Origin of the sequence: Jiella avicenniae (assembly GCF_021390325.1) — a bacterium.
GTDB lineage: Bacteria > Pseudomonadota > Alphaproteobacteria > Rhizobiales > Rhizobiaceae > Jiella > Jiella avicenniae.
Genome location: NZ_JAJUWU010000008.1, coordinates 43,737 through 67,104 on the forward strand (window position 1 = coordinate 43,737; position 23,368 = coordinate 67,104).

23 protein-coding genes are annotated in these 23,368 nt (G+C 67.9%); 14 read left to right on the forward strand and 9 right to left on the reverse strand.

From position 1 onward, the window contains the following. Positions 1-158 precede the first annotated feature (158 nt). The 6 genes from LZD57_RS09195 to LZD57_RS09220 form a co-directional block, all read right to left on the reverse strand. Positions 159-1,064, reverse strand: a complete 906-nt coding sequence (locus LZD57_RS09195; protein WP_233719324.1) for a triphosphoribosyl-dephospho-CoA synthase — start codon at positions 1,062-1,064, stop codon at positions 159-161. After that, complete coding sequence (locus LZD57_RS09200; protein WP_233719325.1) at positions 1,061-2,014, reverse strand: ATP-grasp domain-containing protein; 954 nt, start codon at positions 2,012-2,014, stop codon at positions 1,061-1,063. Before LZD57_RS09200 ends, LZD57_RS09195 begins: the two co-directional genes overlap by 4 nt. Beyond that, positions 1,998-2,969, reverse strand: a complete 972-nt coding sequence (mch, locus tag LZD57_RS09205; RefSeq protein WP_233719326.1) for a methenyltetrahydromethanopterin cyclohydrolase — start codon at positions 2,967-2,969, stop codon at positions 1,998-2,000. Before mch ends, LZD57_RS09200 begins: the two co-directional genes overlap by 17 nt. Then, positions 2,966-4,090 carry an ATP-grasp domain-containing protein gene (locus LZD57_RS09210; RefSeq protein ID WP_233719327.1) on the reverse strand — a complete coding sequence of 375 codons (1,125 nt, stop codon included), beginning with the start codon at positions 4,088-4,090 and terminating at the stop codon, positions 2,966-2,968. Before LZD57_RS09210 ends, mch begins: the two co-directional genes overlap by 4 nt. Further along, positions 4,087-4,983, reverse strand: a complete 897-nt coding sequence (locus LZD57_RS09215; protein ID WP_233719328.1) for an NAD(P)-dependent methylenetetrahydromethanopterin dehydrogenase — start codon at positions 4,981-4,983, stop codon at positions 4,087-4,089. The genes LZD57_RS09210 and LZD57_RS09215 overlap by 4 nt, the downstream gene beginning before the upstream one ends. Before the next feature lie 72 nt (positions 4,984-5,055). Then, positions 5,056-6,018: a beta-ribofuranosylaminobenzene 5'-phosphate synthase family protein gene (locus tag LZD57_RS09220; RefSeq protein WP_255699861.1), complete on the reverse strand. Its 963-nt coding sequence runs from the start codon at positions 6,016-6,018 to the stop codon at positions 5,056-5,058. A gap of 73 nt (positions 6,019-6,091) precedes the next feature. Here LZD57_RS09220 and LZD57_RS09225 point away from each other — a divergent pair, with 73 nt between their 5' ends. From LZD57_RS09225 to LZD57_RS09265, 9 genes are all read left to right on the forward strand, one after another. After that, positions 6,092-6,463 carry a 4a-hydroxytetrahydrobiopterin dehydratase gene (locus LZD57_RS09225; protein ID WP_233719329.1) on the forward strand — a complete coding sequence of 124 codons (372 nt, stop codon included), beginning with the start codon at positions 6,092-6,094 and terminating at the stop codon, positions 6,461-6,463. A 66-nt stretch (positions 6,464-6,529) separates the two neighbouring features. Then, positions 6,530-7,648 (forward strand): molybdopterin-binding domain-containing protein, encoded by a 1,119-nt coding sequence (locus tag LZD57_RS09230; RefSeq protein WP_233719330.1) that lies wholly within the window; start codon positions 6,530-6,532, stop codon positions 7,646-7,648. Positions 7,649-7,676: 28 nt separating this feature from the next. After that, complete coding sequence (locus LZD57_RS09235) at positions 7,677-9,317, forward strand: formylmethanofuran dehydrogenase subunit A (RefSeq protein ID WP_233719331.1); 1,641 nt, start codon at positions 7,677-7,679, stop codon at positions 9,315-9,317. Further along, a complete protein-coding gene (fhcD, locus tag LZD57_RS09240; RefSeq protein WP_233719332.1) occupies positions 9,305-10,225 on the forward strand; it encodes a formylmethanofuran--tetrahydromethanopterin N-formyltransferase in 921 nt (306 codons plus the stop codon). Before LZD57_RS09235 ends, fhcD begins: the two co-directional genes overlap by 13 nt. Further along, the gene (locus LZD57_RS09245; RefSeq protein WP_233719333.1) at positions 10,222-11,031 is read left to right on the forward strand and encodes a formylmethanofuran dehydrogenase subunit C; all 810 of its coding nucleotides are present in this window, start codon (positions 10,222-10,224) and stop codon (positions 11,029-11,031) included. Before fhcD ends, LZD57_RS09245 begins: the two co-directional genes overlap by 4 nt. 151 nt (positions 11,032-11,182) lie before the next feature. Then, the gene (locus LZD57_RS09250; RefSeq protein ID WP_233719334.1) at positions 11,183-11,389 is read left to right on the forward strand and encodes a hypothetical protein; all 207 of its coding nucleotides are present in this window, start codon (positions 11,183-11,185) and stop codon (positions 11,387-11,389) included. Positions 11,390-11,528: 139 nt separating this feature from the next. After that, complete coding sequence (locus tag LZD57_RS09255) at positions 11,529-12,086, forward strand: thioredoxin family protein (protein ID WP_233719335.1); 558 nt, start codon at positions 11,529-11,531, stop codon at positions 12,084-12,086. Further along, positions 12,086-12,763 carry a phosphoglycolate phosphatase gene (gene gph, locus LZD57_RS09260; RefSeq protein ID WP_233719336.1) on the forward strand — a complete coding sequence of 226 codons (678 nt, stop codon included), beginning with the start codon at positions 12,086-12,088 and terminating at the stop codon, positions 12,761-12,763. Before LZD57_RS09255 ends, gph begins: the two co-directional genes overlap by 1 nt. Before the next feature lie 469 nt (positions 12,764-13,232). After that, positions 13,233-13,604, forward strand: a complete 372-nt coding sequence (locus LZD57_RS09265; protein WP_233719337.1) for a DUF2934 domain-containing protein — start codon at positions 13,233-13,235, stop codon at positions 13,602-13,604. Positions 13,605-13,712: 108 nt separating this feature from the next. Here the strand turns inward: LZD57_RS09265 and LZD57_RS09270 are convergent, their stop codons facing one another. Beyond that, positions 13,713-14,777: a tetratricopeptide repeat protein gene (locus LZD57_RS09270; RefSeq protein WP_420844777.1), complete on the reverse strand. Its 1,065-nt coding sequence runs from the start codon at positions 14,775-14,777 to the stop codon at positions 13,713-13,715. On the opposite strand from LZD57_RS09270, the gene LZD57_RS09275 reads away from it, so the two are divergent. From LZD57_RS09275 to LZD57_RS09285, 3 genes are all read left to right on the forward strand, one after another. Continuing rightward, on the forward strand, positions 14,755-16,167 hold the full coding sequence (locus LZD57_RS09275; RefSeq protein ID WP_233719338.1) for a leucyl aminopeptidase family protein: 1,413 nt from the start codon (positions 14,755-14,757) through the stop codon (positions 16,165-16,167). The two genes, LZD57_RS09270 and LZD57_RS09275, sit on opposite strands and share 23 nt — an antisense overlap. A gap of 101 nt (positions 16,168-16,268) precedes the next feature. Further along, complete coding sequence (locus LZD57_RS09280; protein ID WP_233719339.1) at positions 16,269-17,141, forward strand: C40 family peptidase; 873 nt, start codon at positions 16,269-16,271, stop codon at positions 17,139-17,141. A 96-nt stretch (positions 17,142-17,237) separates the two neighbouring features. Further along, entirely contained in the window at positions 17,238-17,984 is a 747-nt protein-coding gene (locus LZD57_RS09285; RefSeq protein ID WP_233719340.1) for an SDR family oxidoreductase, read from the forward strand. An 82-nt stretch (positions 17,985-18,066) separates the two neighbouring features. Here LZD57_RS09285 and LZD57_RS09290 read toward each other — a convergent pair whose 3' ends face one another. After that, a complete protein-coding gene (locus LZD57_RS09290; RefSeq protein WP_233719341.1) occupies positions 18,067-18,555 on the reverse strand; it encodes a chemotaxis protein CheW in 489 nt (162 codons plus the stop codon). A 296-nt stretch (positions 18,556-18,851) separates the two neighbouring features. On the opposite strand from LZD57_RS09290, the gene LZD57_RS09295 reads away from it, so the two are divergent. Together LZD57_RS09295 and LZD57_RS09300 are read left to right on the forward strand one after the other, a co-directional pair. Next, positions 18,852-20,015 (forward strand): peptidase C39 family protein, encoded by a 1,164-nt coding sequence (locus LZD57_RS09295; protein WP_233719342.1) that lies wholly within the window; start codon positions 18,852-18,854, stop codon positions 20,013-20,015. A gap of 9 nt (positions 20,016-20,024) precedes the next feature. Continuing rightward, entirely contained in the window at positions 20,025-21,479 is a 1,455-nt protein-coding gene (locus LZD57_RS09300; protein WP_233719343.1) for a RimK family protein, read from the forward strand. A 72-nt stretch (positions 21,480-21,551) separates the two neighbouring features. Here the strand turns inward: LZD57_RS09300 and LZD57_RS09305 are convergent, their stop codons facing one another. After that, positions 21,552-23,237 carry a DUF2793 domain-containing protein gene (locus LZD57_RS09305; protein ID WP_233719344.1) on the reverse strand — a complete coding sequence of 562 codons (1,686 nt, stop codon included), beginning with the start codon at positions 23,235-23,237 and terminating at the stop codon, positions 21,552-21,554. Positions 23,238-23,368: the final 131 nt, after the last annotated feature.

A 23,368-nucleotide genomic window follows, 5' to 3' on the forward strand; every position in this document is an offset into this window, starting at 1 on the left:
TTTAAGTCCGGCCGCTTGATCAAGTCGCTGCGTCGGACGGTCCTCCTCCCGAACGCCGGGAAATTCCCGGCTACGACTATCCTTGTTCGCGGCGTCCGCACGGGACCGGTTTGCCAGATAGCTTGGGGCCCACATGGACCCCTGCGCCCGACAGTCAATCATCCTGCGGGCGCTTCCGCAAGATTTCTGACGAAGAGCGTCGCGACGGTCAGGTCGGCGGAGGTGCCGGGATTGCGACCGTCGCGCTTCAAAGCGGCGTCGAAGGCCAGCGCCGCTGCCAGCCGCTTCTCGGGATCGGCGATGCCGTTCAAGGCGTTACTGAACGTTTCGAAGCGTTTGCGACAGGCTTCGGCCGTTTCCAGACCGTATTTGCGGGCGATGTGGCTGTCGGCAAATCGGCTCGCGAAGGCGAGATAGACGGCGAGTGCCGCCGGATCGCCCAGGTTGCATTCTTCGCCGTATCCGGCCGAATCGCCGGCCGGAAGACCCACCTCGAAAATCTCGCGGAACCCGTCGCGAAACTGCCGCGCGACGAGGTCGACGTCGGCGGCGAGGGCCATCGCCTCGACGAGCCCGATCTTCGGAGGCGAGCGCACGTCGGCGTCGGACCGCGCGCCGAGCCCGCCCGGATTGGCAAGGGCGATGGCGGCGAAGGCGAGCCGGGCGTCCTCGGCATCGAGATGTGCCAGCACGCTCGCCACGGCAGATCTCAGCGCGACAACCACCTCGCTTCGCCGGGCCGGCTCGGCCGGCACGCCGATCGTCTCCGCCGCTGCCGCCAGCGGAGCGCAGAGGAGCACGATGCCGAGATTGGCGTTGACGCCGACCGTCTCGAAACTCGCCTTCGTCGCCGCGGAGATGCGCTCGCCGACGGAGGCGCCGGGCCGGGCGATCATCGGCGCGGCGGCCGCCGCGGCGTCGAGGAAGGTGTCGATCGTCATCCCGTGGCCAGGGGCGAAGCGATGGACGTTGCCGGGCTTCAGCGTCTCGACCTCGGTCCGGCAGGCGTCGCGAAAGGCCGCCTCGATTGCGGCCGGGTCCGGACGTCGCCGTCTCCGGTTCATGCGAAGGCCGGCAAGGGCCGAAGCTCCACGGACCGGCGCTCGGCGAGGGTGGCGAGGAGATCCTCGGCCCGGATCGCGGCGATGTCCCGCCCGCTCGCCTTCTTCAGGCCGGTCCACGCCGGCATCGAGTTCACCTCCAGCACATGCGGTCTGCCGCCCGCGTCCTTCAGGATGTCGACGCCGCAGAAGTCGCCGCCGACGGCCGCCGTCGCCTGGACGGCGAGGTCTTCCAGCTCGCGGTCCGGCTCGATCGGCCGGGCGAGGGCGCCCTGCTTGATGTTGGTAATCCAGCAGGCCGCCTCCCGGCGCATCGCCGCGACGGCCCGCCCGCGCGAGACGAGGACCCGGTAATCCGACCAGCGGCCATCGGAAGAATGGCCGATGAAGCGCTGGAGATAGTAGACGCCGCCGACGATCTCGTCCGCCGGCGGCAAGTCCTCGGCGCGGCCGATCAGCTTCAGGCCCTTGCCCTGCGCCCCGAACAGCGGCTTCAGGACGAGTGCCCGATTCTCGGCGGCGACGATCCGCTCGGCCTCACGGCGCGACTCGACCGCCCAGCTTCGCGGCGCCGGCAGGCCGGCCGAGGCGACGAGGAAGCTGGTCATCGCCTTGTCGACGCAGTTCTCGACGGCCCTGGCGTCGTTCGAGACGAGGACGCCGAGCCGGCCCAGCGCATGCAGGATCGAGAGGCGCCGCGTCACCGCCTCGAAGCTGCCGCCGTCCATGGTCCTGACGCAGACCGCGTCGGGGAGGGCGTCGCCGAACTCCGGAAAGACGAGACCATGCGCCGCCTCGGTGTCGAAGCCGACATCGGCGAGACCCGAGATCGTCACGCGCGCGCCCTTGGCCTCGAAGGCTGCCCGAAGTTCGCGGGCATGCCGGTCGAGGCTGGCCGTCACGACGAGGACGCGCGGAGCGGCAGGCGGCCGAGTCTCAGCCGAAGGAGGCATCGATCAGCTCCGGATCGACCTTGCCGGCCGAGAAGGTCTCGCCGGTCTCCAGCGCGACCACCTGCACCTCGGCGGGGGAGAACAGCATGCCGTCGATCTTGTAGAAGTCGCCCTCGTAGCGGCTGAAGATCTCCTTGAAGGGCTTGCCGTAGTCGGCGGAGGTGCTGCTCGGCAGTTTTTCCGCGAGGTCTTTTGCCGCCGCCGCCGGGCCGGTGACGGCGAGCATCACCCGGCCGCCATAGATCACCGCGTCGTTGGTGCGGCCCATGGCGGTGAGGAAGTCCGGATGCGGGGGGCTGAGCGGCGCCGTGCCGATGCCCTCTACGATGGCGCCCATGTCGAAATGCAGTTCGTGCGCCTTGTGGAGGGCGACCTCGACGACCCGGCCGACGATCTGGACGCTGCCGGCCAGCGACTGGGTCGGGGTGAAGATGATCGTCAGTTGTTCCGGGGCGACGTCGCAATCGTCGGCGATGCGGCGCACCAGCGCCTCGGGCGGCGGGCTCGCGGCCTCGAGCACGATCGTCGCCGTCTCGCTCTGGTCGGCATAGGCGATGTCCTCGAACAGCGCCTCCTTGCCGGCGAGCGCCCGGGCCGGGCCGGAGCCCATGGAGAAATAGGCGTCCTCGCCCTCCTGGTTGGTCAGCTGCCAGCCGGCATACTGGCTGCCCATGCAGGCGATCACCGGGTTCGACGTGCGCACCGTCAGGGCAAACGGCCAGCGGGCGAGCCGCTCCGACGGCGCGATGGCCACGGTGCCGAGGCCGCCGAGGCAGATCTCGGTGATCAGCCGTCCGGCTTCCAGGCTGCCGGGAACGGTCGCGCCGGCGTCGATCACCGTTTCGCCGGCCGCGCCCGTCGATACGGCGAGCCTCAGTTCCTGTGCCCGTTGCTTCAGCTCCGCGACGAGAGGCAGGACCCCCTCGTTCACGGACAACAGCCTCGTGGTACTCATGCCGCAATACTCCCCAGTACGTCGCCGATATGACGCGTTCTAGCATGAAAGAGCCGCTCGGCGGCCTCGGCGCTTTCGCCGGCGGCGACGACCGTGCAGATCGGTTCGCCGACGGCGAAGCGAATGGGTGGATGGCTGCGGTCGCGCGCCCAGTCCGGCCACTGAAAGCCGGCAGGGGCGCCGAGCGGACGGTCCGCCCAGGCGAGGCCGGAGGCGCGGATTTCGCCGGACGTCTCGACCCGGGGCGAAGGCAACTCGCCGCGAACCGCGGCGAGATGGAGCGCGATCAGCGGTCTCGCCGGATCGTCGAAGACGTCGAGCGTCGCGCCCGGCCGGACATTGACCTCGAGGAGCACCGGCGCGTCCTCGCGCAGGACGAAGTCGGCGCTGCACAGGCCGGTGAGCGGCAGGCGGGCGAGAATGCCGGCGACGTCCCGTCGCATGGCCGCATCGGCGTCGGCCGCAACCGCCACCGGCCCGACGGCGCCGCCATAGCGGAACGGTTCGGCCGGGCTCGGATCGGTCCATTGCCGGGAATAGCCGAGGCAGGCGTATCGGCTGCCGGCGGCGACGAAGGCCATGGAGATCCGCTCGCCCGCGACGAAACGCTGGTAGTAGCGGTCCGGCGACGGCGGGGCGCCACCGCGGACGACGTGGCTGCCGCCGCTGCCGCCGACCTTCTTCGACAGCCAGCCGGCCGGATCATCCGGCCGGGTCCGGCGGATCTCGGGATGGGCGATGCCGGCGTCCCGGCAGATCGCGGCGAAGGCCTCCGGATCCTTCAGGCGGCGGGCCGTCGCGGGGTCCGTGCCGAGGATCGGCCAGCGCTCGGCGATTGCATCGAGAAGCTCCGGCCGGTCCTCGAACCCCGCGCCATAGACGAAGCCGAGCGGCTCTTCGCCGGCCGCGAGGTTCTCCAGGGCGGCGAGGAGGTCGTCGCCCGAAAAGCCGTCGGGATAGTGGCCACGCAGCACCTCGCTCTTCCTGGCGTGATCCCGGAGGTCGAGATCGCCGAAAAAGTCGACGGCGAGCGCGTCGATCCCGGCGAGCTGCGCGCTCGCCGCGATCTGACGGGCTGAAAAGGCGGCCGTAAGGATCGTCGGCCGGGCGGCGGTGGTCATGAGGCGAGCTTGCGGGCGAGCTGGAACGCGTCGCGGAAGTCGAGGCTCTGGGGCTCGCCCGCCTCGATCATCCGCTTGAGCAGGCCCTGCTCGGTGTTCGACTTGAGCGGGCCGACCGCGAGCGCGCCGATGCCGAGCGCATTCGTCCCCTCGATCGGCTCGCCATTCGCCATGACGTCGATGCCTTCGAGGCCGAGGGGCGGGACGGCATTGGCGTCGGCGGCGACGAGGAGATGCTGGGCGGCCTGGAGCTGCTTCAGGCTCAGCACCTGGACGCCGGCCTTGGCGGCCGAGAAGACGACCTCCGCATCCTTCACGATGGCGGTGTTCTTCTCGTCGCTGGAGCCGTCGGCCGGTTCCACCTCTGCGCCGAAGCGCTCTTTCATCTCGTCGGCGCGCTTCTGCACCCGTTCGATGCCGGAATAGCCGACGATCTTCACCTTGGCGCCTTCGAGCGCGGCGATCACCGCGGCGCAGTAGCCGACGACGCCGGTCGCGCCGAAGACGGCGATCGAGACGTCCGACAGGGACTTGCCCTTTTCGTCTTTCAGCTTCTTCTCGACGAGCGCGACCATGGCAGCGGCCGTAGTGAAGGAGCCCGCCGGGTCGGCCATGATGTTGCAGCCGAAGGGCGGCACCAGCGCGTTCTTCGCCGCCTCGATCATGTCGAGGGCGAGCACCGCGTCGTCGCCGCCGAAGAACACCGCGGAATTGACGCCGCGATCCGGCGGCCGGGAGAAGATCACGTCCTGAACGAGATCGGTCACCTCTTCGAGCGTCACTTCCTCGTAGGGCGTGACCGAATCGTAGCCGGCGTCGAGCGCCATGTTCACGTCGAAGGGGCTGACGTGCTTGTGCGGCGTCAGCATGTGAAGAATGTTCTTGGCTGCCATGGCAGTGTCCTCCTTCGAATGTCTTCGTGTTGCCGTCATGCCGAATTCGTCGAGGCCGGAGAGCGTCTCGGCTCACATGGCGGACGGCGGGTCGATTTCGATGCCGCGATTGCGGCCGCGGGCGATGCGCAGGTCGAGGCTCTCGCCGAGGCCGGTGGCGACGAGACGGCTGACCAGACGCTCCGCCGCCGCCTCGCTTTCGCAAAAGGCGAAGCCCGTCGGGCCCCAGGAACTCTGGCCGATGCCATGGGCCCCATTGGCGGCCAGCCATTCGCAGGCGGCGGCGACCCGCTTGCTGGTGAAGACGCCGCCTTGGGCCGAGGCGAAATGGGCGCCGACCTTCTCCTGGATTTCGGCGATCGCCGCGCCGAAGGCCGGAAGGTCGCCTTCCGCAAGCCCCGGCAAGGCGCGCATCAGCACGAGCTGGCAGATCCGCGCCGCATGCGCTTCGGGAAAGGGTGGCAGGGCGGCGAAGGCGTCGAGTTCGTCCTGGCCGTGGAAGCCGGCGTCGTGCGGATCGACGACGAGGACGACGCGCCAGGCATCGGGAAAGTCGAGATGGGCGATCAGCGGCGGCGGCAGTTCCGACGCGCCCTTGCCGCCGTCGACGGCGACGCCGCCGCCGGTGACGAAGGCGACGCCGAGGCCGGACCGGCTGCCGCGGCCGAGCAGTGCGGCATCCGAGCCGGGATCGAGCGGCAGGCCCTCGAGCCGCCGCAGTCCGCAGGCGATGGCGAGCGCCAGTTGCGTTCCCGATCCGAGACCGGCATGGGGCGGGATTTGTGAGGCGACGGTGAGATCGTGGGCGCCGGCAATCCCCAGCGCCTCGCGCAGCCGAACGAGATGCTTTTCCGTTCGTTCGGCGCTTTCGCCCGAGATGCTGTCCCTCGCCGCGCGGCGGATCCGGATCGTCGTCGACGGTGCTTCGAGGGCAAGGCCGATCCCGCCGAATCGCCGCCCGAGCGATCCGCCGGGATCCAGAAACCCCAGATGCAGACGGGCGGGCGCCGAGACGGTGACGACATCGTCGATCAAAAAAACATCCTGCCTTCGAAGTGCCCGTGCTCTATTATTGCGGCCTCAGACACAGGGGCAAGGGAGAAATTCCATGGCTGCCAAGACCTACAACGATGCCGAAGTCGAAGAGCGGCTCAAGACCGAGCTGCCGACGTGGCGCCTTGAGGACGGCTGGATCCGCCGGACCTACAAGACCCACGGCTGGAAGGGCACCTTGATGGTGATCAACACCGTCGGCCATCTCGCCGAGGCGGCCTTCCACCATCCGGACATCACCGCGTCCTATGCCTGGGTCGAGGTGCGGCTGATGAACCATGCCGCCAAGGGCATCACCGATTCGGATTTCGCCCTGGCGAAGAAGATCGAGGAGGTGGTGACGTGGCAGCCCGGCAAGGAGGGCGGTCCGCTTTCCGGAACGCCGGACGATCCGCGCTTCGCCTACATCAAGCACGACAAGTCCTGACGCCGGAGTCCCGGCATTTGACCTTGGCGCGTCAGACGATAGTTTGGCGCCGGGCACGGAAGGCGAATGACAGTGGACACAGCGTGGATCGACGGGCGGCCGGCAACGCTTGAAGACGCCCTGCAGGCGGCGGCGGGTCTCCTGGACGGATCGCGTCTGCCCTTCGTCGGCGGCCTGCGCACCGACGTCGCCGGTCTGCGCTCGGCACTCTCGCTGGCTCGCCGGATCGGCGCCGTCGTCGATCATCGCCTCTCCGCGGCGATCTATCCCTTCATCGTCGCCGCGCGGGAAAACGGCGCCTTTCTGGCCGCGCCCGCAGAGATGAGGCGGCGCGCCGACCGGGTGGTGGTCATGGGAGACGAGGCCGCCGAGATCGGCGCCGACGTCATCCGCATGCTGACCGACGCGAGCCCGGATCTCGGCATCGGGACGCGCGGGAGCGAACGGCTCTTCATGACGCTCGGCAGCAAGAACGCGGCTTCTCCGGGCTCCACGGCGAGCCGCCACGTCGACTGCGCCAGCAGCGAGATCGTCGACGTTCTCGGCATGGTCCGGGCGGGGATGGCGGGACGCCGGAGCGGCGAGGGCGCTCTGGGCGAGGAGACCGTCGCGACGATCACCTCTTTCCTCACCGACGCTGGTTTCTGCTGCATCGTCTTCTCGCCGGCCGAGTTCGGCGAACTCGGCACCGAGCAGATCTTCGGCCTCGTCGCCGACCTGAACGAGACGACGCGGGCGAGCACGCTGCCGGTCCTCGCCGCAGCCGACGCCATGGGCGCGGCGCTGCAGGCGACCTGGACGGCGGGGTTCCCCTTGCGTTTCGCCTTCGGGCGAGGCGCGGGCGAGCACGACGCGGCGCTGAACGCTGGCGAGCGCCAGCTTTCGGGTGCGGGCGAAGCGGATCTGGCGATCCTTATCGATGCGCTCGACGGCGCGGCGCCGGCCGAGGCGAAAGCCGCCATTCCCACCATCGCGATCACTGCCGATCCGGCCTCGGCCGGGGCTGCGCGGATCGCCTTTCACGTCGCGACCGCCGGGCGCGACTATGACGGCGTCCTTTACGAGCCGCGGTTCGGCAGTTTCGTCGCCAAGGCCGCGCAGAGGAACAGCGAGCTGCCGTCGGCGGCCGCGATCCTCGACGCCTTGACCGAGCAACTCGGCGAGCGCGCCCGAGATGCGGCCTGAACCAGAGCGGCCGGGAGGAATTTAGCACATGCTGACACGGCTTTCCGGCGGCCATGTCGTCGATCCGGCCAGCGGCCGGGACGGCGTCGCCGACATCTACGTCGAAGACGGCCTCGTCGTCGATCCGCCCTCGAACGGACGGGCGGCGGACGAGACGATCGACTGCACCGGCCTCGTCGTCATGGCGGGAGCGATCGACATCCACTCCCACATCGCCGGTGGCCACGTGAACACCGCCCGGCTGCTGCTGCCCGAATGGCACCGGGCCTTCCAGGCGCGTCCCGGCGAGACGGCGCTTTCCAAGGTCGGCTGGACCACCGAGGAGACCGGCCTTCTCTATGCCGAAATGGGGTTCACCACGGTCGTCGAGCCGGCCATGGCGCCGTCCTCGGCGCTCCACGCCCATCTCGAACTCGCCGATACGCCGATCATCGACAAGGCGACGCTCGTCGTTCTCGGCAACGACGACATGCTGATGTCGATGATCCGCGAGGGCGAGAGCGAGAGCGCCATCGCCGACTACGTCGCCTGGACGGTTTCCGCCAGCCGCGCGCTCGGCGTCAAGTGCATCAATGCCGGCGGCTCGGCGGCCTTCAAGGAGAACGTCCGCAAGTTCGACTTCGACGACGCCGTGCCGGATTACGGCGTTTCCTCCCGCCAGATCGTCAAGACGTTGCAGAAGGCGGTGACGAGCCTCGGCATCCCGCATCCGCTGCACGTCCACTGCAACAATCTCGGCGTGCCGGGCGCCTCGTCGGATTCGATCGAGGCGACCATCCGCGCCGCCGAGGGCGATCCGCTGCATCTCGCCCACATCCAGTTCTACGGCTACGGCACCGAGGGCAAGCGGCGCTTTTCCTCGCGCGGCCAGGCGCTCGCCGATCTCGTCAACGCGACGCCGGAAGTCACCGTCGACATCGGCCAGGTGATGTTCGGCCAGACGGTCACGATCTCCTCCGACGAGTTGCGCCAGTTCGCCGGCTCCAAACAGGCGAGCCCGAAGAAGAGCATCATCTTCGACCACGAGGCCAATGGCGGCGGCGTGGTGCCGATGAACTACAAGGAGAAGAGCTACTTCAACGCCCTGCAATGGGCGATCGGGCTGGAGCTGTTCCTCCTGATCGAGGACCCGTCCCGGGTGTTCTTCACCACCGACCATCCGAACGGCGCGCCCTTCACCACCTATCCGGACATCTTCGCGCTGCTGATGGATCGCAGCGTGCGGGCACGGTGGCTCGAGGCGCTGCCGAAATCGGTGGTGAAGATGACCGCGCTGCCGGAGATCGAGCGCGAATACACGCTGGGCGAGATCGCCACCATGACCCGCGCCTCGCCGGCCCGCCTGCTCGGCACGCCCGACCGCGGCCATCTCGGCGCCGGCGCGGTGGCCGACGTCGCCGTCTACCGGCCGGGCGAAGACAAGGCGAAGATGTTCGGCAAGGCCGCCTATGTCCTCAAGGACGGCGACGTTGTGGTGAAGGACGGCGCGGTGGTGAAACGCAAGTTCGGCCGGGCGCTGACGCTGCGGCCGGAGCCGGACAAGGCGATGAAGACGCGGCTCGACCGCTATTTCGACGACAGATACGGGCTCTCCGCCCGCTGGTTCGAGGTGCCCGACGGGGCGCTCGGCCGCGACGAGCCGTTCAAGGTGGTGCCATGCCGGGCGTGAAGGACGACACGGTGATCAACGGCGTTGCGGTCGATGACGGCTTCGCCGAGGCCTTCCCGATGGCCGGGACGGCGCTCCAGATCACCGCCGTCAACGAGAAATGGGCGCTGGAAGCGGCCCGTTCGATGACCGGCTTTGCCACCTCGGTCATCGCCTGCGGCTGCGAGGGCGGCATCGACGGGGTTCTGTCGCCGGAGGAGACCCGCGACGGGCGGCCGGGCGTGCGCGTCCTGTTCTTCTCCTTCGACGCGGGCGGGCTGGAAAAGCAGGTCACGACGCGGCTCGGCCAGTGCGTCCTCACCAGCCCGACCTCGGCCTGCTACGCCGATCTCGACGGCGAGCAAAAGATCGATCTCGGCTCGGCCATCCGCTATTTCGCCGATGGCTGGCAGATCTCGAAGAAGTTCGAGGGCAGGCATTTCTGGCGCATGCCGGTGATGGAGGGCGAGTTTCTCTGCGAGGCGCAGACCGGCGTCACCACCGAGGGCGTCGGCGGCGGCAACCTTCTGTTGATGGCACGCACCACGGCGCAGGCTCTCGCCGCCTCGGAGGCCGCGATCGCGGCGATGCGCAAGGTGCCGGACGTGATCATGCCGTTTCCGGGCGGGATCGTGCGCTCCGGTTCCAAGGTCGGCGGCAAGTACAAGGGGATGATGGCGTCCACCAACGACGCCTATTGCCCGACGCTGAAGGGCGTGACGAAGACCGAGCTGACGCCGGAGATCGGCTCGGTGCTGGAGATCGTCATCGACGGGCTGTCGGCCCGCGCCGTGGCGGACGCCATGCGGGTAGGGATCAAGGCGGTCACCGAGCTCGGGCCGGAGGAGGGCGCGCTGCGCATCGGCGCCGGCAATTACGGCGGCAATCTCGGCCCGCATCACTTCCATCTGAAGGACCTCCTGCCATGACCGGTCTGACCTTTCGCAAGAGGGAAGAGCCGGCCGAGCGGCTGGACCTTTCGCCGCTGACCCCGTCGCGGCTCGCCGGGATGGCGGAACGCGACATCGCCGCGCTGGCCGTCGGGACCAGCCGGATGGGCCTTCGCGTCGGCGACGTCTTCGACGTCGTCATGGGCGACGCCGCGACGGTCCGTTTCGAGGGCGGGTCGCACCGCTTCGACCGGATCGGCGAGGCGATGGAGACGGGCGAGATCACCGTCGAGGGTGACGCCGGCGTCCGACTCGGGCGGATGCTCGCCGGCGGCCGGGTCGGCGTTTCCGGCTCGGTCGGCGCCCATGCCGGTTCGGCGATGACCGGCGGCGTCATCGCCATTGCGGGCGATGCCGGCGAACGGCTCGGCGGGCCGCTTGCCGGCGAGATGATGGGTATGAAAGGCGGCACGATCACCGTCGGCGGCAACGTCGGCGCCCGCGCGGGAGACCGCATGCGCCGCGGGGTGATCTTCGTGAACGGCACAGCCGACGAGGATCTCGCCAGCCGGATGATCGCCGGCACGATCGTCGTCGGCGGCAGGGCGGCGGCAACGCCGGGGCGGCTGATGAAGCGCGGCACGCTGTTCCTGTGCGGCGGGGCCGAACGATTTGCGCCGACCTTCGTCGACAACGGCCCGGCCGATCTGTTGATCCTGAAGATCATGGCGTCGGAATTTACGAGGGGCGAGGTGGGCGAGGTGCCGTTCGACGGTCGCCCCATGCGCCGGCTCGGCGGCGATACGGCCGTGCTCGGCCTCGGCGAGGTCTTTCTGCCGCTTTGACGCATCGGCAGGCGGCGGCAGAGAGGGCGGTCGAGCGCCGATTTGTCGCAAGCCTGCGATCCTTCTTCCTGGGATCCGCGCTCCTACCATCGACGAAGCTTCGGTAGTCGTCGGGTCGGCGGCCCGCCGAACATCCGGGAGGAACCATCAAATGATCGATCTCGTCCTGACCGTCTGCCTCGTCGCCAGTCCGGCGGACTGCAAGGAAGAACGCTTGACCTATCAGGCGCGGGCAACGAGCGCGCAATGCATGATGCTCTCGTCGCCCTATGTCGCGGAGTGGGCGGGAAATCACCCGAAGTGGCGCGTGGCGAAGTGGCGGTGCGAATGGCCGCAGCAGCGCCGCAAGGCGATCTGAGCCACCGCCTCTCCCCAGCCGACTCCCGCGAGGATGCGGCCATGCGGACATCGTCCCACGCTGACGGCAAGGCGCTTCACTCTTCATTTGGCCGCTCCATAATCGTTGTCGGCACCGGCATGAAGAGAGGAGCGCGAGGATGGCTTCGCAACCACCCGTCTGCGATTTCGGCTGGCCGGCGCGCGATGCCGAGTTGCCCGGCACCGACGGCAAGATGCACGAGATCTTCGCGTGCCGCGGCGACAACGGCCTGCTCGTCGCCTTCATCTGCAATCACTGCCCCTATGTGAAGGCGATCGTCGACCGCCTCGTGCGCGACGCGCGGGATCTGTCCGCGATCGGCGTCGGCACCGTGGCGGTCTGTTCCAACGATGCCGACGCCTATCCGCAGGACTCCTTCGAGAACATGCAGCGCTTCGCCGAATCGCACGGCTTTCCGTTCCCGTATCTGCACGATGCGGATCAGAGCGTCGCGCGCGCCTATGGCGCGATCTGCACGCCGGACTTCTTCGGCTTCGACAAGGATCTGACACTGCGGTATCGCGGCCGCATCGACGCCTCGCGAAAGGAACTGGCGCCGGAAGGCACACGCCGGGATCTCTTCGAGGCGATGCGCCAGGTGGCCGAGACGGGCGAGGGGCCGCGCGAGCAGATCCCGTCCATCGGCTGTTCGATCAAATGGAAGGATGCCGCCTGATGGCCGGGAGCCCTTGGCCGAAAGCGGTCCTTTTCGATCTCGACGGCACCCTCGTCGATTCGGCGCCGGACATCCATGCCGCGCTCAACCAGACCCTGGAGAGCTATGGCGAGCCGCCCTTCACGCTCGAAGCGGTGACGCGGATGATCGGCGCCGGCGTTCCCAAGCTCATCGAGCGGGCCTATGCGGCGCTCGACAAGCAACTCGACCCGGCGACGCAGGACAGGATCGTCGAGCGGTTCCTCAAGATCTACGAGCCCCGCAGCGCCGAGCTGACGACGCTCTATGCCGGGGCGAGCGAAGTGACGCGGCGGCTGAAGGAGGAAGGGCGGGCGATCGGCGTCGTCACCAACAAGCCCGGCCAGGCCACGTCGGAGATCCTCAGGCATTTCGGCCTCTTCGACCTGATGGACGTGATCGTCGGGGGCGACGCGGGGCCGGCGAAGAAGCCGGAGCCGGGGTTGTTGCTCCTGGCCTGCGAGAAGCTCGGGCTCGGCCCGCAGGACGTCCTCTTCGTCGGCGACAGCGAGAACGACGTGGCGGCCGCCAGGGCCGCGGCGATCAAGGTGGTGGCGATCGTCGGCGGCTATACCGTCCTGTCGAAGGAAGAACTCGGCGCCGATGCCACTGCGGAGGGTCTCGCTTCGGTGCCGCAACTATTCTCCACCCTGATCTGAACAGACCTCGCCGCTTTCCAAGTCTTCGCGCCGGTCAGGCGTGATGAGCGGGTCTTTTCGCACGATGCGACGATTCGCTGCTACGAATGTTCGATCGTCCAATTTGACTTTGATTTCAGTGTTCTAGGTTCTTTCGTGGATGCGGCTTCGAACTTCGTCGATTTCCGACGGAAAGGAAAGCTCTGCGAATGGCGAACTATAGAACTGCGGAGGACGTGATCCTCGTCGTGGCGATCGGCTTCTGGCTGCTCGTCGTCGCAGCGGCGTACTTGTTCGGCGTATGAATTGCCGGGAAGCTCGGGGCGCTTGACCCAGATCAAGGTGGTGCGGACGAAAAAATTCGTAGATCGCCACACAAATGCCGGGCGATCATCGCGAGATTCACCGCAACCAATTGCGGCGAAACGAGTTGGGATCGTAAACGATTGGTAAAAGCATTCCTGCCGTTGGGCGGGCGGGAGGAGAAACGATGCCGAGGATCGACGATGCGGCCGAGGTCCGGGCTCTTGCATATCAGATTTGGGAACAGGAAGGGTGCCCGACCGGGCGAGAGCATGAGCATTGGGCTCAGGCCAACCGGATCTATGCACAGCTCCATCCCGCCGATCCGAAACCCGAGGATCTCCCAAGCGGCATGAAGGTCGTGTCCGCCGGGCGGTCGGAAATCGATCGCCTGAGGCAGGCGTTGTGGACCCCCGAGCCGTTTTCTCCCGAGCTGTATCCGAACGAAGTGCCGGAGCCGCGGCCGATATGGCGGCGTCACGCGGTCTCGGGCGAAGCCTTCAGGAGGGCGCCGCAAGCCGATAAGCCGGCACTACGGGCCGGCGGCGCGCGTCTGTAGACCGCCGGGTCGTCCGGCCTCGCCCGATTCGATCGCAAGTTCCGTCGCTTGGGCCGATACCGCGTGGAAAGACTGGTGACGGCGGGCATACCGCCGTCGGCCGTGCCATCACCCACGCTTTTCCTTCTCCTTCAGCATCGACCAGGTGTTTTGCTGAGCCAGCATCTTCTGCAGGTAGGCGGCGTTTGCCTCCGCCTGCTGGGGCGGCAACGAGTCGGTGGCGATCTGTCTGGCTTCGTCGAAGCGTCCCTGAAGTCCGACCACCAGTGCCAGGTTCTGACGGACCCGGGGGTCGACACCGGGCGCGGTTGATGCCTGACGCAGATGCTGCTCGGCCGAGGCGAGGTCGTTGGTCAAAACGTAGGACATGCCGAGATTCGACAGCACCGTCGGCTCGTTCGGCTGCATGTCGAGTGCCTTGCGGTAGAGCGTGCGTGCCTGATCCGACTGTCCCATCTGATCGAGAATCGCGCCCTCCGCCGAGAAGAGCCGCCAGTCCGGCCGATCGGGGGTCTGCGCCCGGCGGATGGTCTCCAGGGCCTTCGGCAGGTTGCCCGCAGCCGCCAATGCCTTGCCATAGGCCGACAGCACGTCGCGATCCTTGGGATTGGCGATCGCCACCTGCTGCATGACCGCGAGTGACTGGTCGTTCCGCCCGGCCATCTGCAGGACGGCCGCAAAGGCCATGCCGCTGCCCTTGTCCCTGGGGTTCTTTTCGTAGGCCGCGCCGTAGGAGCGCAGCGCGCCGTCGAGTTGCGTGGCGGGCATCGCAGCGACCTGGCCGGAGCCATCCCGGTCGATCGATCCCGTGGTCTCTCGCGAGACCGAGGCGCAGCCCTGGCCGGCCAGGAGCGCCGCGACAGCGAACCCCAGCGCCAGGCGCGTGAAACGTGGCGACGTCGGGGCGTTGCGAGCGGTCATCGAGCGATCTCCATGGCGAACCGATGTGCGAGGGCCCTTGCGGGCAGGGCCTTCCGATGACGGACAATATTTTGTTAACCCTACCCGAAGGTTAATTTTCGCGGTCGGCTCCCCTTCCAGCGGCGGGAAACGACCGGTGACGCGACGGCGCTTGATTCTGCGCCCCGAGGCGCCGACAACGTGCGCCATCGGCTCGGCGACGAGCCCGTCCAATTCCAGGAGTTTGTCCATGGCGATCTTGCTGTCCGCCAAGCCCGGCGCCGCCTCGCGTCCCATCCATACCGTCTTCGCCGATGGCATCGACACGCTGCCGGATCGCGCGCGGCAATGGGCGTCGACGATGCGCTTTGCCGGCGAGGCGGGTTCGGTCCTGCTGGTGCCGGGCGAGGGCGGGGACGCAGCGGCGGCGGTTCTCGGCCTCGGCAAGCCGGCGAAAGACGACTGGGGCCGACAGGCGGTGTCGCTCGCTTTCGGCGCGCTCGCCGCGCGGCTTCCCGCCGGCGCCTGGCATGTGGAGGCCGGGGAACGCGCGGGCGATCCGACGCTGGGGGCGGTCGCCATGCTTCTCGGTGGCTACCGCTTCTCCCGCTACAAGTCGGGGAAAGGCGGCGGCGCCGAGACGGAGCCGGCCGAGGTCTTCGCCGGTGAGGGTGCGGACGTTTCCGAGGCGGTGCGGATCGCCGAGGCGGCCTTTCTCACCCGCGACCTGATCAACACGCCGACCAACGATCTCGGACCGGCCGAACTCGAGGCCGCGGCCCGGGCGCTCGCCGGCCAATTCGGCGCGGCGGTCTCCGTCACGACGGGTGACGAGCTTCTGGACCAGAATTTCCCGATGATCCACGCCGTCGGGCGCGCCAGCGCTTCGGCGCCGCGGCTGATCGACTTTTCGTGGGGCCGCAGCGACGCGCCCAGGGTGACGCTGGTCGGCAAGGGCGTCTGCTTCGACACCGGCGGGCTCGACATCAAGCCGTCTTCGGGAATGCTGTTGATGAAGAAGGACATGGGCGGCGCCGCCAACGTCCTCGGCCTCGCATGCCTCGTCATGGCGAGCGGCCTCGACGTGAGGCTGCGCGTCCTGATCCCGGCGGTCGAGAATTCGATTTCCGCCTCGGCCTTCCGGCCGGGCGACGTCTTGAAAAGCCGCAACGGCAAGACCGTCGAGATCGGCAACACCGACGCCGAGGGGCGGCTGGTGCTCGCCGACGCCTTGAGCCTTGCGGACGACGAGGCGCCGGAAATCCTGATCGACATGGCGACGCTCACCGGGGCGGCCCGCGTCGCCCTCGGGCCCGAAGTGCCGCCGTTCTACACGGCCGACGGTGCCTTCGCGCAAAGCCTGTCGGAGAGCGCCAGAAGGGTGGCCGATCCGATCTGGCAACTGCCGCTCTGGCAGCCCTATGCCGATAATCTTTCCTCCAAGATCGCCGACGTCAACAACGTCACCAGCGACGGTTTCGCCGGTTCGGTGACGGCGGCGCTGTTCCTGGAGGGCTTCGTCGAAAAGGCCGGGACCTGGGCGCATTTCGACGTCTATGGCTGGCGCCCCAAGGCGTCTCCGATCGGTCCCGTCGGCGGCGAGGCTCAGGCGATCCGGGCGTTGTACGATGTCCTGAAGCAGCGTTTCGGCAAGACCGGCTGAGACGCCGGGTCGGACTGCGGCGGTCGGCGAGCGCAGCGGACACTGCCGCGACGCCGAGGCCGACGCAGAGCCAAGGGCCGCGACTGATGGAGGAAACGACCATGTCCGACACGCTGGACGCCCGGCTCGATGCCTTCCGGCCGGATCTCGCCGACGCGCGGCTGAAGGGCCGCGTCGAGGCCGAGCGGTTCGTCGCCGGGAAGGCGCGGCGCGTCGTTGCGCCGATCGCGCCGCTGAGGCGCCGGCCGGATGACGGCGCGCCCCTCGACACCGAACTCTTGATGGGCGAGCGGGTGATGGTCTTCGAAGAGACCGGCGACGGCTGGTGCTGGCTGCAGGCCGAAGCCGATTCCTATGTCGGCTACGCGCCCGCCGCGTGCCTCGGCCGCGTCGAAGACGCCGCGCCGCCCGCTGCGCGTGTCTCTGTGCCCCGGACGCTCGTCTTCCCGGCGCCGGACATCAAGCGGCCACCGCTCGCCGCTTTGCCGATGGGAGCTCTCGTCTCGGTCGTCGGCGAAGCGAGCGATCACAACGCCCATTATGCCGAACTCGCTTCCGGCGGCTTCGTCGTCCGTCAGCATCTCGCGCCGCTCGCCGAGGTCGAGACCGATTTCGTCGCGGTCGCCGAGCGGTTTCTCGGCGTTCCCTATCTGTGGGGCGGCAAGAGCGCGCTCGGCATCGACTGTTCGGGGCTGCTGCAACTGGCCCTGCAGGCGACGGGGGCCTCGGCGCCGCGCGACGCCGACCTGCAGGAGCGCCAGCTCGGCACCCGGCTCGCCGGCGTCGAGGGGCTGGAGCGCGGCGACCTGATCTTCTGGAAGGGCCATGTCGGCATGATGGCCGACGGCCGAACGCTCCTCCACGCCAACTCCCACCACATGATGGTGGCGAAGGAACCGCTGTCGGCGACGATCGAACGGCTGACCGCCAAGGGCGTCGCGGTGACCAGTGTGCGGCGGCTGCGCGGCGACTGACGTGGCCGTCGCCGTCGTTCGGCGGCCGATGGGCACGTGTTGGATTCCGCGCGGCGATCCACTAGCGTCGCGCCGCTATCGAAACGGGAGGATCACATGGCAGACAAGATTGCGCTGGTGACCGGCGGGGGAACCGGCGTCGGCAAGGCGATCACCAGGGCGCTCGTCGGCGAAGGCTTTCAGGTGGTGATCACCGGACGGCGCGCCGGCGTCCTGGAGGACGCGGCGAAGGAGATCGACGCCGGGTCGGTCCACGCCGTCGCCTGCGACGTCTCGGACCGGGAGGCGGTGGCATCTCTCTTCCGCACCGTCGGCGAAAAGTTCGGACGGCTCGATCTCCTCGTCAACAATGCCGGTGTTTCCTCGCCGTCGGTGCCGCTGGAGGATCTGCCCGTCGAGGAATGGAACAAGGCCATCGGCGCCAATCTCTCCGGCTCGTTCTTCTGCATCCAGGAGGCCTTCCGGATGATGAAGGCGCAGAAGCCGCGAGGCGGGCGGATCATCAACAACGGCTCGGTCTCGGCGACAACGCCGCGGCCGAACTCGGCCCCTTATACCGCGACGAAACACGCCATCACCGGGCTCACCAAGTCGGCGTCGCTCGATGGGCGCAGGTTCGACATCGCCGTCGGCCAGATCGACATCGGCAATGCCGCGAGCGAGATGACGGCCAAGATGTCCGGCGGCGTGATGCAGGCCGACGGCTCGATGAAGCCCGAACCGACGATCGATACGGCGCACATCGCCCGCGCCGTCGCCTACATGGCCAGCCTGCCGCTCGACGCGAACGTCTTCACCATGACGGTGATGGCCAACCAGATGCCCTTCGTCGGCCGCGGCTGAGAGGCTGCCGTCGTCGAGGATCGCGGCGCCTCGGGATGGGCGCCGCGTCCATGGGGGCGAGGTGCCGGCTCCCCGCCCGGGATCAGAAGAAGTCGGCCTTGCCCGGCTCGGAGAACATCCGGTCGAGATTGAGGAAGCAGATCATCTCGCCCTGATGGGCGAAGATGCCTTCGACGAAGCCCTTGTCGTAGCCGGAAGTCATTTCCGGCACCGGCTGGATCATCGACTGGTCGAGCGTGAGGATGTCCGACACCCGGTCGACCATCAGGCCGAAGATGGCCCCGTCCAGTTCGGCGACGACGATGGCGCTGCGTTCGGTCGGCGTCGACCACCCCTGACCGAGCTTGCGCGCGGTGTTGATCACCGGGATCACGGCGCCGCGGAGATTCATCATGCCCATCACTTCGGGCGAGGCATGGGGCAGCGGCGTCGACTTCGCCCAGCCGCGGATCTCGCGGATCGAGGTGGTGCGCACGCAGAACTGCTGGTCGCCGAGATAAAAGGCGATGATCTCGATCGGGGCGTTGTTGATCGGGACCTGGCCTGCCAGGGTCTCAAGAGACGTCGTCAAGGGTCGTTCCATCCGTCGGGTTGTCGAATGCCGGTCCTTACTGCCGCCTCGCGAGGCCGCCGCAGCATGGAGGATCGGCGCGGAGCTTAGCGCGCCATGCTGTCGCTTGGCTGGAGGCTGCGACGGCGGGAGACGGCCCTGCGCCTTGCCGAAGGGAGAACCGGGGATCGGTGGTGGCATGGGTCCGAGCGTTTCGAACTGCGTCTTGGCGAGGCAAAATTCGTCATCGCTTTTGCCCGGGCGCGGGTGCATAAGGGCGTCGTCGATCGATCGAATTTCCCGGGCAACCCGCCACCATGCGCGCCTCCGGCGTCCCCTCCAGTCAGCCTGAATCGTCTCCCGCCGCCGCGCCGCGTTTCGTCCTGCGTCCGGCGGTCGCCGAGGACGTCGATTCGCTGGTCGCCCTTGAAGAGGCGGTCTTCGTTTCCGACCGGATCACCCGGCGCTCGTTCAAGAGCCTTCTCGGATCATCCAGTGCGCTGATCCTCGTCGCGGAGGATCACGCCGGCGGCGAGCTTCTCGGTTATGCGGCGCTGCTGTTCCGCCGGGGCACGGCTCTCGCGCGGCTCTATTCGATCGCCGTGTCGGCGACGTCGGTCGGCCAGGGCATCGGCCGGGCGCTGCTCAAGGGCGCCGAAACGGCGGCCTTCGAAAGGGACCGGGTCTGCCTCAGACTCGAGGTCCGCGAGGACAACGAACGGGCGATCAGACTCTACCGCCTGGAAGGCTTTCGGCCGATCGGCCGCTATCTCGACTATTATGCCGATCACATGCCGGCGCTCCGCTTCGAAAAGACGCTGCGTGGCGACAAGCCGTTCGACACGGGCGTTCCCTATTACGAGCAGACCACCGATTTCACCTGCGGCTCGTGCTGCCTGATGATGGCGATGGCCCGCGACGTCGAGGGTTTTCAGCTCGACCCTGTGATGGAAATCCGGCTTTGGCGCGAGGCGACGACGATCTTCATGATGTCGGGGCCCGGCGGCTGCGATCCCTTCGGCCTCGCGGTCACGGCCCACGAATTCGGCCTCGATGCCGCGATCCACGTCTCCCAGGCCGGCGATCTGTTTCTCGAAGGCGTCCGGAGCCTCGAGAAGCAGAAGGTCATGGCGCTCGCTCAGGAAGACTTTCGCCGACGGGCGGTGCAATACGAGATTCCGACGGTGATCGAACCCTTCACGCTGGACACGCTGCGCGCCCATCTCGGGCGGGGCGGCACCGCCATCGTTCTCGTCTCGGGCTACCACATGTTCGCCAAGAAGGTGCCGCACTGGGTGCTCGCCCATGGCGACGACGGGCGGCACATCATCATCCACGATCCCTGGGTCGCCGACGAGCGGGGCGAATCCATTGCGGACGCGGCCTACCTGCCGCTGCCCTATCAGACCTTCGACAAGATGGCCCGGTTCGGCAAGGCGAGCCTCAGGGCAGCGGTTTTTCTCTCGCCCCGACGGAGCTGACGCGTCTTCATGTCCCAATGGGTCGTCCTCGTCGGCCGCCTGGCCGAACTCGACAACAGCGCCACCCCGCACAAGGTGATGACCAGCCGGGACTATCTCGCCCGTCCGGCGCTGTTTCGCGGCCAGCGGCCGAAGATCATCAATCTCTCCCGCTCCTACGCCTATCAGAGCCGCGGCTACTACGCCTCGCTGCTGGCCGAGGCGCGCGGCCACCGCATCATCCCGTCGGTCGAGACGATGATCGATCTGTCGGAGAAGAAGCTCTACGAAAACGCCCTGCCGGAACTCGATTCGGTGCTTCGCAAGGCCTGCGACAAGGGCGAGGCGCCGGCCTCTCCGATCCGCGTCTATTTCGGCTATTCGGGCGATCACCGGCTGGAGCGCTTCGCCAAGCTGGTCTTCGACTGGTTCCGCGCCCCGGCCCTCGACATTCACCTGGAGCCCCATGCGGCGACGCCGACGATCCGTCGGATCGGCTTTTCGCCGCTCGGAAAGCTCGACGACGGCGAGATGTCGCGCCTTTATGCCTCGATGGAGCGCTACACCGGGCGGGAATGGCGGGCGGCCAAGACCAAGACCCCGGCGAAATACACCTTCGCCACGCTCTACGACCCGCGCGAGGAATTGCCGCCGTCTTCCGTCGAGACGCTGAAGCATTGGGCGCGGGTCGCCGCCCGGCTCGGCGTCGACGTCGAGCCGATCACCCGCAAGGATCTGCCGCGGCTGGCGAATTTCGACGCCCTGTTCATCCGCGAGACGACGTCGATCTCCAACCACACCTATCGCTTCGCGCGCCGCGCGATGCAGGAGGGGATGCCGGTCATCGACGACCCGATCTCGATGATCCGCTGCACCAACAAGGTCTATTTGAACGAGCTGATGGCGGCGAACGCCGTCGCCTGTCCGCCCGGCCTGATGATCGCCGGACGCGAGGATCTCAAGCGCGCCGCCGACGAACTCGGCTTTCCGATGGTGCTGAAGATCCCGGACGGCTCCTTCTCGCGCGGGGTCAAGAAGGTCGACGATTTCGTCGGGCTCGAAAAGCTCGCCGGCGCCTGGCTGGAGGACAGCGATCTGCTGATCGCCCAGAAGTTCATGCCGACGAAGTTCGACTGGCGGATCGGCGTTCTGGGCGGCGAACCGCTCTTCGCCGTCCAGTATCTGATGGCCAAGAGCCACTGGCAGATCATCAATCACGAGACCGGCGGCAGGCCGCTGGAAGGCGGCTTCAAGACCTTCTCCCTCGGCGAAACGCCGCCGCACGTGCTCGACGCCGGCCTCAGGGCCGCCCGTTGCATCGGCGACGGGCTCTATGGCGTCGACCTGAAGGAGACCGACGACGGCGTCTTCGTCATCGAGGTCAACGACAATCCCAACCTCGAGCACGGCGTCGAGGACCAGATCGAGAAGGACGAGGTCTGGACCCGGCTGACGCGCTGGTTCGTCGACCGGATCGTGCGCTGAGGAGGGAGTTCCTCAGGCGCCTGCGGATCGCGGCGTCGCTCGCCCTTCGAAGGTTGCGGTTCCGACGGCCTCTCAAAGGTGAGCCAGATGCTCGCACCGGCCGCGGCTGGCGAAAAATCCGACCGACGTCCATGGCGGGTTGTTCCACGCCGCCGTACGCGAACCGCCACGAGCCCCGTCGGCGTAGTTGGCGCCCAGCAAAAGCGCCGAGGGCTGACTGACCATCTGCCCGCGCCCCTCGGAATTCTCGCTCCACCCGGTGGTGTAAGATCCACCGAACCCCTTTCCCCAGGTGTAGTAGCAGCCCGATGACTGGATGATGCCCCAGATCGAGGTGAATTTCTGGTCGGAATTGGTGGACCCGGCGTTGGTCGTTCCGAGCCCCGTCGTGAAAGGATTGTTGCCGCGTGTCGCGGCCTCCGTGGTGCCGAAGGCCGCCACGACGTAATCGTCGTAGTCGAGCAGTCCCTTGCCCACCGATGCCAGGAGTTCGACCGCCTCGTACCAGGTGAACGAGCCGTACGTCGCCGTGCCGTCGCCGCCGAAGGCCACGGGGATCTTGGGCGGAGCCGCGCCGGTCGCGACGGCCACGCCGGAGCGTGACGAGCCGTACAGGCCCGCGTCGACACCCGTCAGATAGACGTCGCACCAGAAACGTCCTGCGACCAGCGCCATGCCCCGCGGATCCGCGCAGGCCGGACGCCATTTGAGATCCCACAGGCTGTAGGGGTTGATTTGCGGGGTGGTGTCGCCGCCGGCGTTGTAGCCTGGCGCATTGCCGCCGGCGGCGTAGTGAAAGCCGCCGATCTTGCGGCTGTCGGCAGCCGTGAAACCGGCGGGGGCGACGAGGCCCGCATCCGCACGCACCGTCCCGTCCGAGCAGACGTAGACCGCGTAGTCGGTTCCGGCCGCAAGGGCCGGCATCTGCACCGATGTCGGGGCGGCGAAGCCATGCACGAAGCCGGCGACCTCGACGTAGCTGCCGGCCTTCAACTCCAGCGTCCCGCTGCCGGTCCGGGCGAAGGCGACGCTGCCTGCGTCGGCCTTGTGGAACAGGCCGCTCGCGATGGCGCCGATCGAACCCGTCTTGGGAAAGCTCACCCGCCCGGTCGTCCGGTCGATCGCCAGCGCGTCGTGAAAGGCTGCGCCGTCCGGCGAGACCTTGATGCGAAAATCCTCGTCGCCATAGAGCCCCATCAGGGCGCGGGTCGACCAGCCGCTCTGGAAGTTGAAGCCGGCATCCTTGCCCGCGTCCTCCTTGTTGAAGGTGCCGAGGACGCTGCCGTTGCCGCTGCCCGAGGCGTCGTCGTGGCTGACGAGGAGGGCAGAGGTCTTGATTGCGACCCGGTTGAAATCGTCGGCCGCGGTGTTGACGCCGAGGCGGGAGAGGGCGCCGCCGGCGAAATCCGTCGGGCCGAGCATCGCCGGTGCCCAACCGTCGCCGTCGTGAACCAGCAGCGCTTCGTCCGCGATGCACCAGGCGCGCCACCCGGCCTGGGGCTCGAGGAACATCCAGACGCCGTCCTGCCAGACGGCGACGGTTCCGCCGCGTCCCGCCCATTCGCCCGAGGCTTCCGCCGCGACGATGTGCCGATCCCCAGCCGAAGGCGCTGCGGGAGGCTCGGTCCGGTCGCGGTCGAGGACGGCGAGATGGACGAGGGCGTCGAGCCGGACCAGCCCGTCGTTGTGGGTGACGTGCTTCTGGGCCTGGTCGGCGAGGATGTAGGGTAGGGCGAGGCGGTCGGTGGTGTCGGCCATGGTCGGATCCTTGTCGTCTTCCCGGCAAGGATCGCCGAGGAGGAAGGACCCGAAGACAAGTTTTCTCTCAGGACGCGATCAGGAATTGTCTAAAATCCATATAAGTCAAGTAGATGAATTCGTTTTTTGAT

What these genes read in the sequence shown, in the direction of transcription:
- LZD57_RS09215 (WP_233719328.1), bottom strand. Translation starts at nt 4,983, where the DNA reads ATGGCAGCCAAGAACATTCTTCACATGCTGACGCCGCACAAGCACGTC.
- mch (WP_233719326.1), bottom strand. Translation starts at nt 2,969, where the DNA reads ATGAGTACCACGAGGCTGTTGTCCGTGAACGAGGGGGTCCTGCCTCTC.
- LZD57_RS09230 (WP_233719330.1), top strand. Translation starts at nt 6,530, where the DNA reads ATGACAGTGGACACAGCGTGGATCGACGGGCGGCCGGCAACGCTTGAA.
- LZD57_RS09280 (WP_233719339.1), top strand. Translation starts at nt 16,269, where the DNA reads ATGTCCGACACGCTGGACGCCCGGCTCGATGCCTTCCGGCCGGATCTC.
- LZD57_RS09305 (WP_233719344.1), bottom strand. Translation starts at nt 23,237, where the DNA reads ATGGCCGACACCACCGACCGCCTCGCCCTACCCTACATCCTCGCCGAC.
- LZD57_RS09250 (WP_233719334.1), top strand. Translation starts at nt 11,183, where the DNA reads ATGATCGATCTCGTCCTGACCGTCTGCCTCGTCGCCAGTCCGGCGGAC.
- LZD57_RS09265 (WP_233719337.1), top strand. Translation starts at nt 13,233, where the DNA reads ATGCCGAGGATCGACGATGCGGCCGAGGTCCGGGCTCTTGCATATCAG.
- LZD57_RS09245 (WP_233719333.1), top strand. Translation starts at nt 10,222, where the DNA reads ATGACCGGTCTGACCTTTCGCAAGAGGGAAGAGCCGGCCGAGCGGCTG.
- LZD57_RS09225 (WP_233719329.1), top strand. Translation starts at nt 6,092, where the DNA reads ATGGCTGCCAAGACCTACAACGATGCCGAAGTCGAAGAGCGGCTCAAG.
- LZD57_RS09295 (WP_233719342.1), top strand. Translation starts at nt 18,852, where the DNA reads ATGCGCGCCTCCGGCGTCCCCTCCAGTCAGCCTGAATCGTCTCCCGCC.
- LZD57_RS09235 (WP_233719331.1), top strand. Translation starts at nt 7,677, where the DNA reads ATGCTGACACGGCTTTCCGGCGGCCATGTCGTCGATCCGGCCAGCGGC.
- LZD57_RS09275 (WP_233719338.1), top strand. Translation starts at nt 14,755, where the DNA reads ATGGCGATCTTGCTGTCCGCCAAGCCCGGCGCCGCCTCGCGTCCCATC.
- LZD57_RS09255 (WP_233719335.1), top strand. Translation starts at nt 11,529, where the DNA reads ATGGCTTCGCAACCACCCGTCTGCGATTTCGGCTGGCCGGCGCGCGAT.
- LZD57_RS09210 (WP_233719327.1), bottom strand. Translation starts at nt 4,090, where the DNA reads ATGACCACCGCCGCCCGGCCGACGATCCTTACGGCCGCCTTTTCAGCC.
- gph (WP_233719336.1), top strand. Translation starts at nt 12,086, where the DNA reads ATGGCCGGGAGCCCTTGGCCGAAAGCGGTCCTTTTCGATCTCGACGGC.
- LZD57_RS09300 (WP_233719343.1), top strand. Translation starts at nt 20,025, where the DNA reads ATGTCCCAATGGGTCGTCCTCGTCGGCCGCCTGGCCGAACTCGACAAC.
- LZD57_RS09200 (WP_233719325.1), bottom strand. Translation starts at nt 2,014, where the DNA reads ATGCCTCCTTCGGCTGAGACTCGGCCGCCTGCCGCTCCGCGCGTCCTC.
- LZD57_RS09195 (WP_233719324.1), bottom strand. Translation starts at nt 1,064, where the DNA reads ATGAACCGGAGACGGCGACGTCCGGACCCGGCCGCAATCGAGGCGGCC.
- LZD57_RS09285 (WP_233719340.1), top strand. Translation starts at nt 17,238, where the DNA reads ATGGCAGACAAGATTGCGCTGGTGACCGGCGGGGGAACCGGCGTCGGC.
- fhcD (WP_233719332.1), top strand. Translation starts at nt 9,305, where the DNA reads ATGCCGGGCGTGAAGGACGACACGGTGATCAACGGCGTTGCGGTCGAT.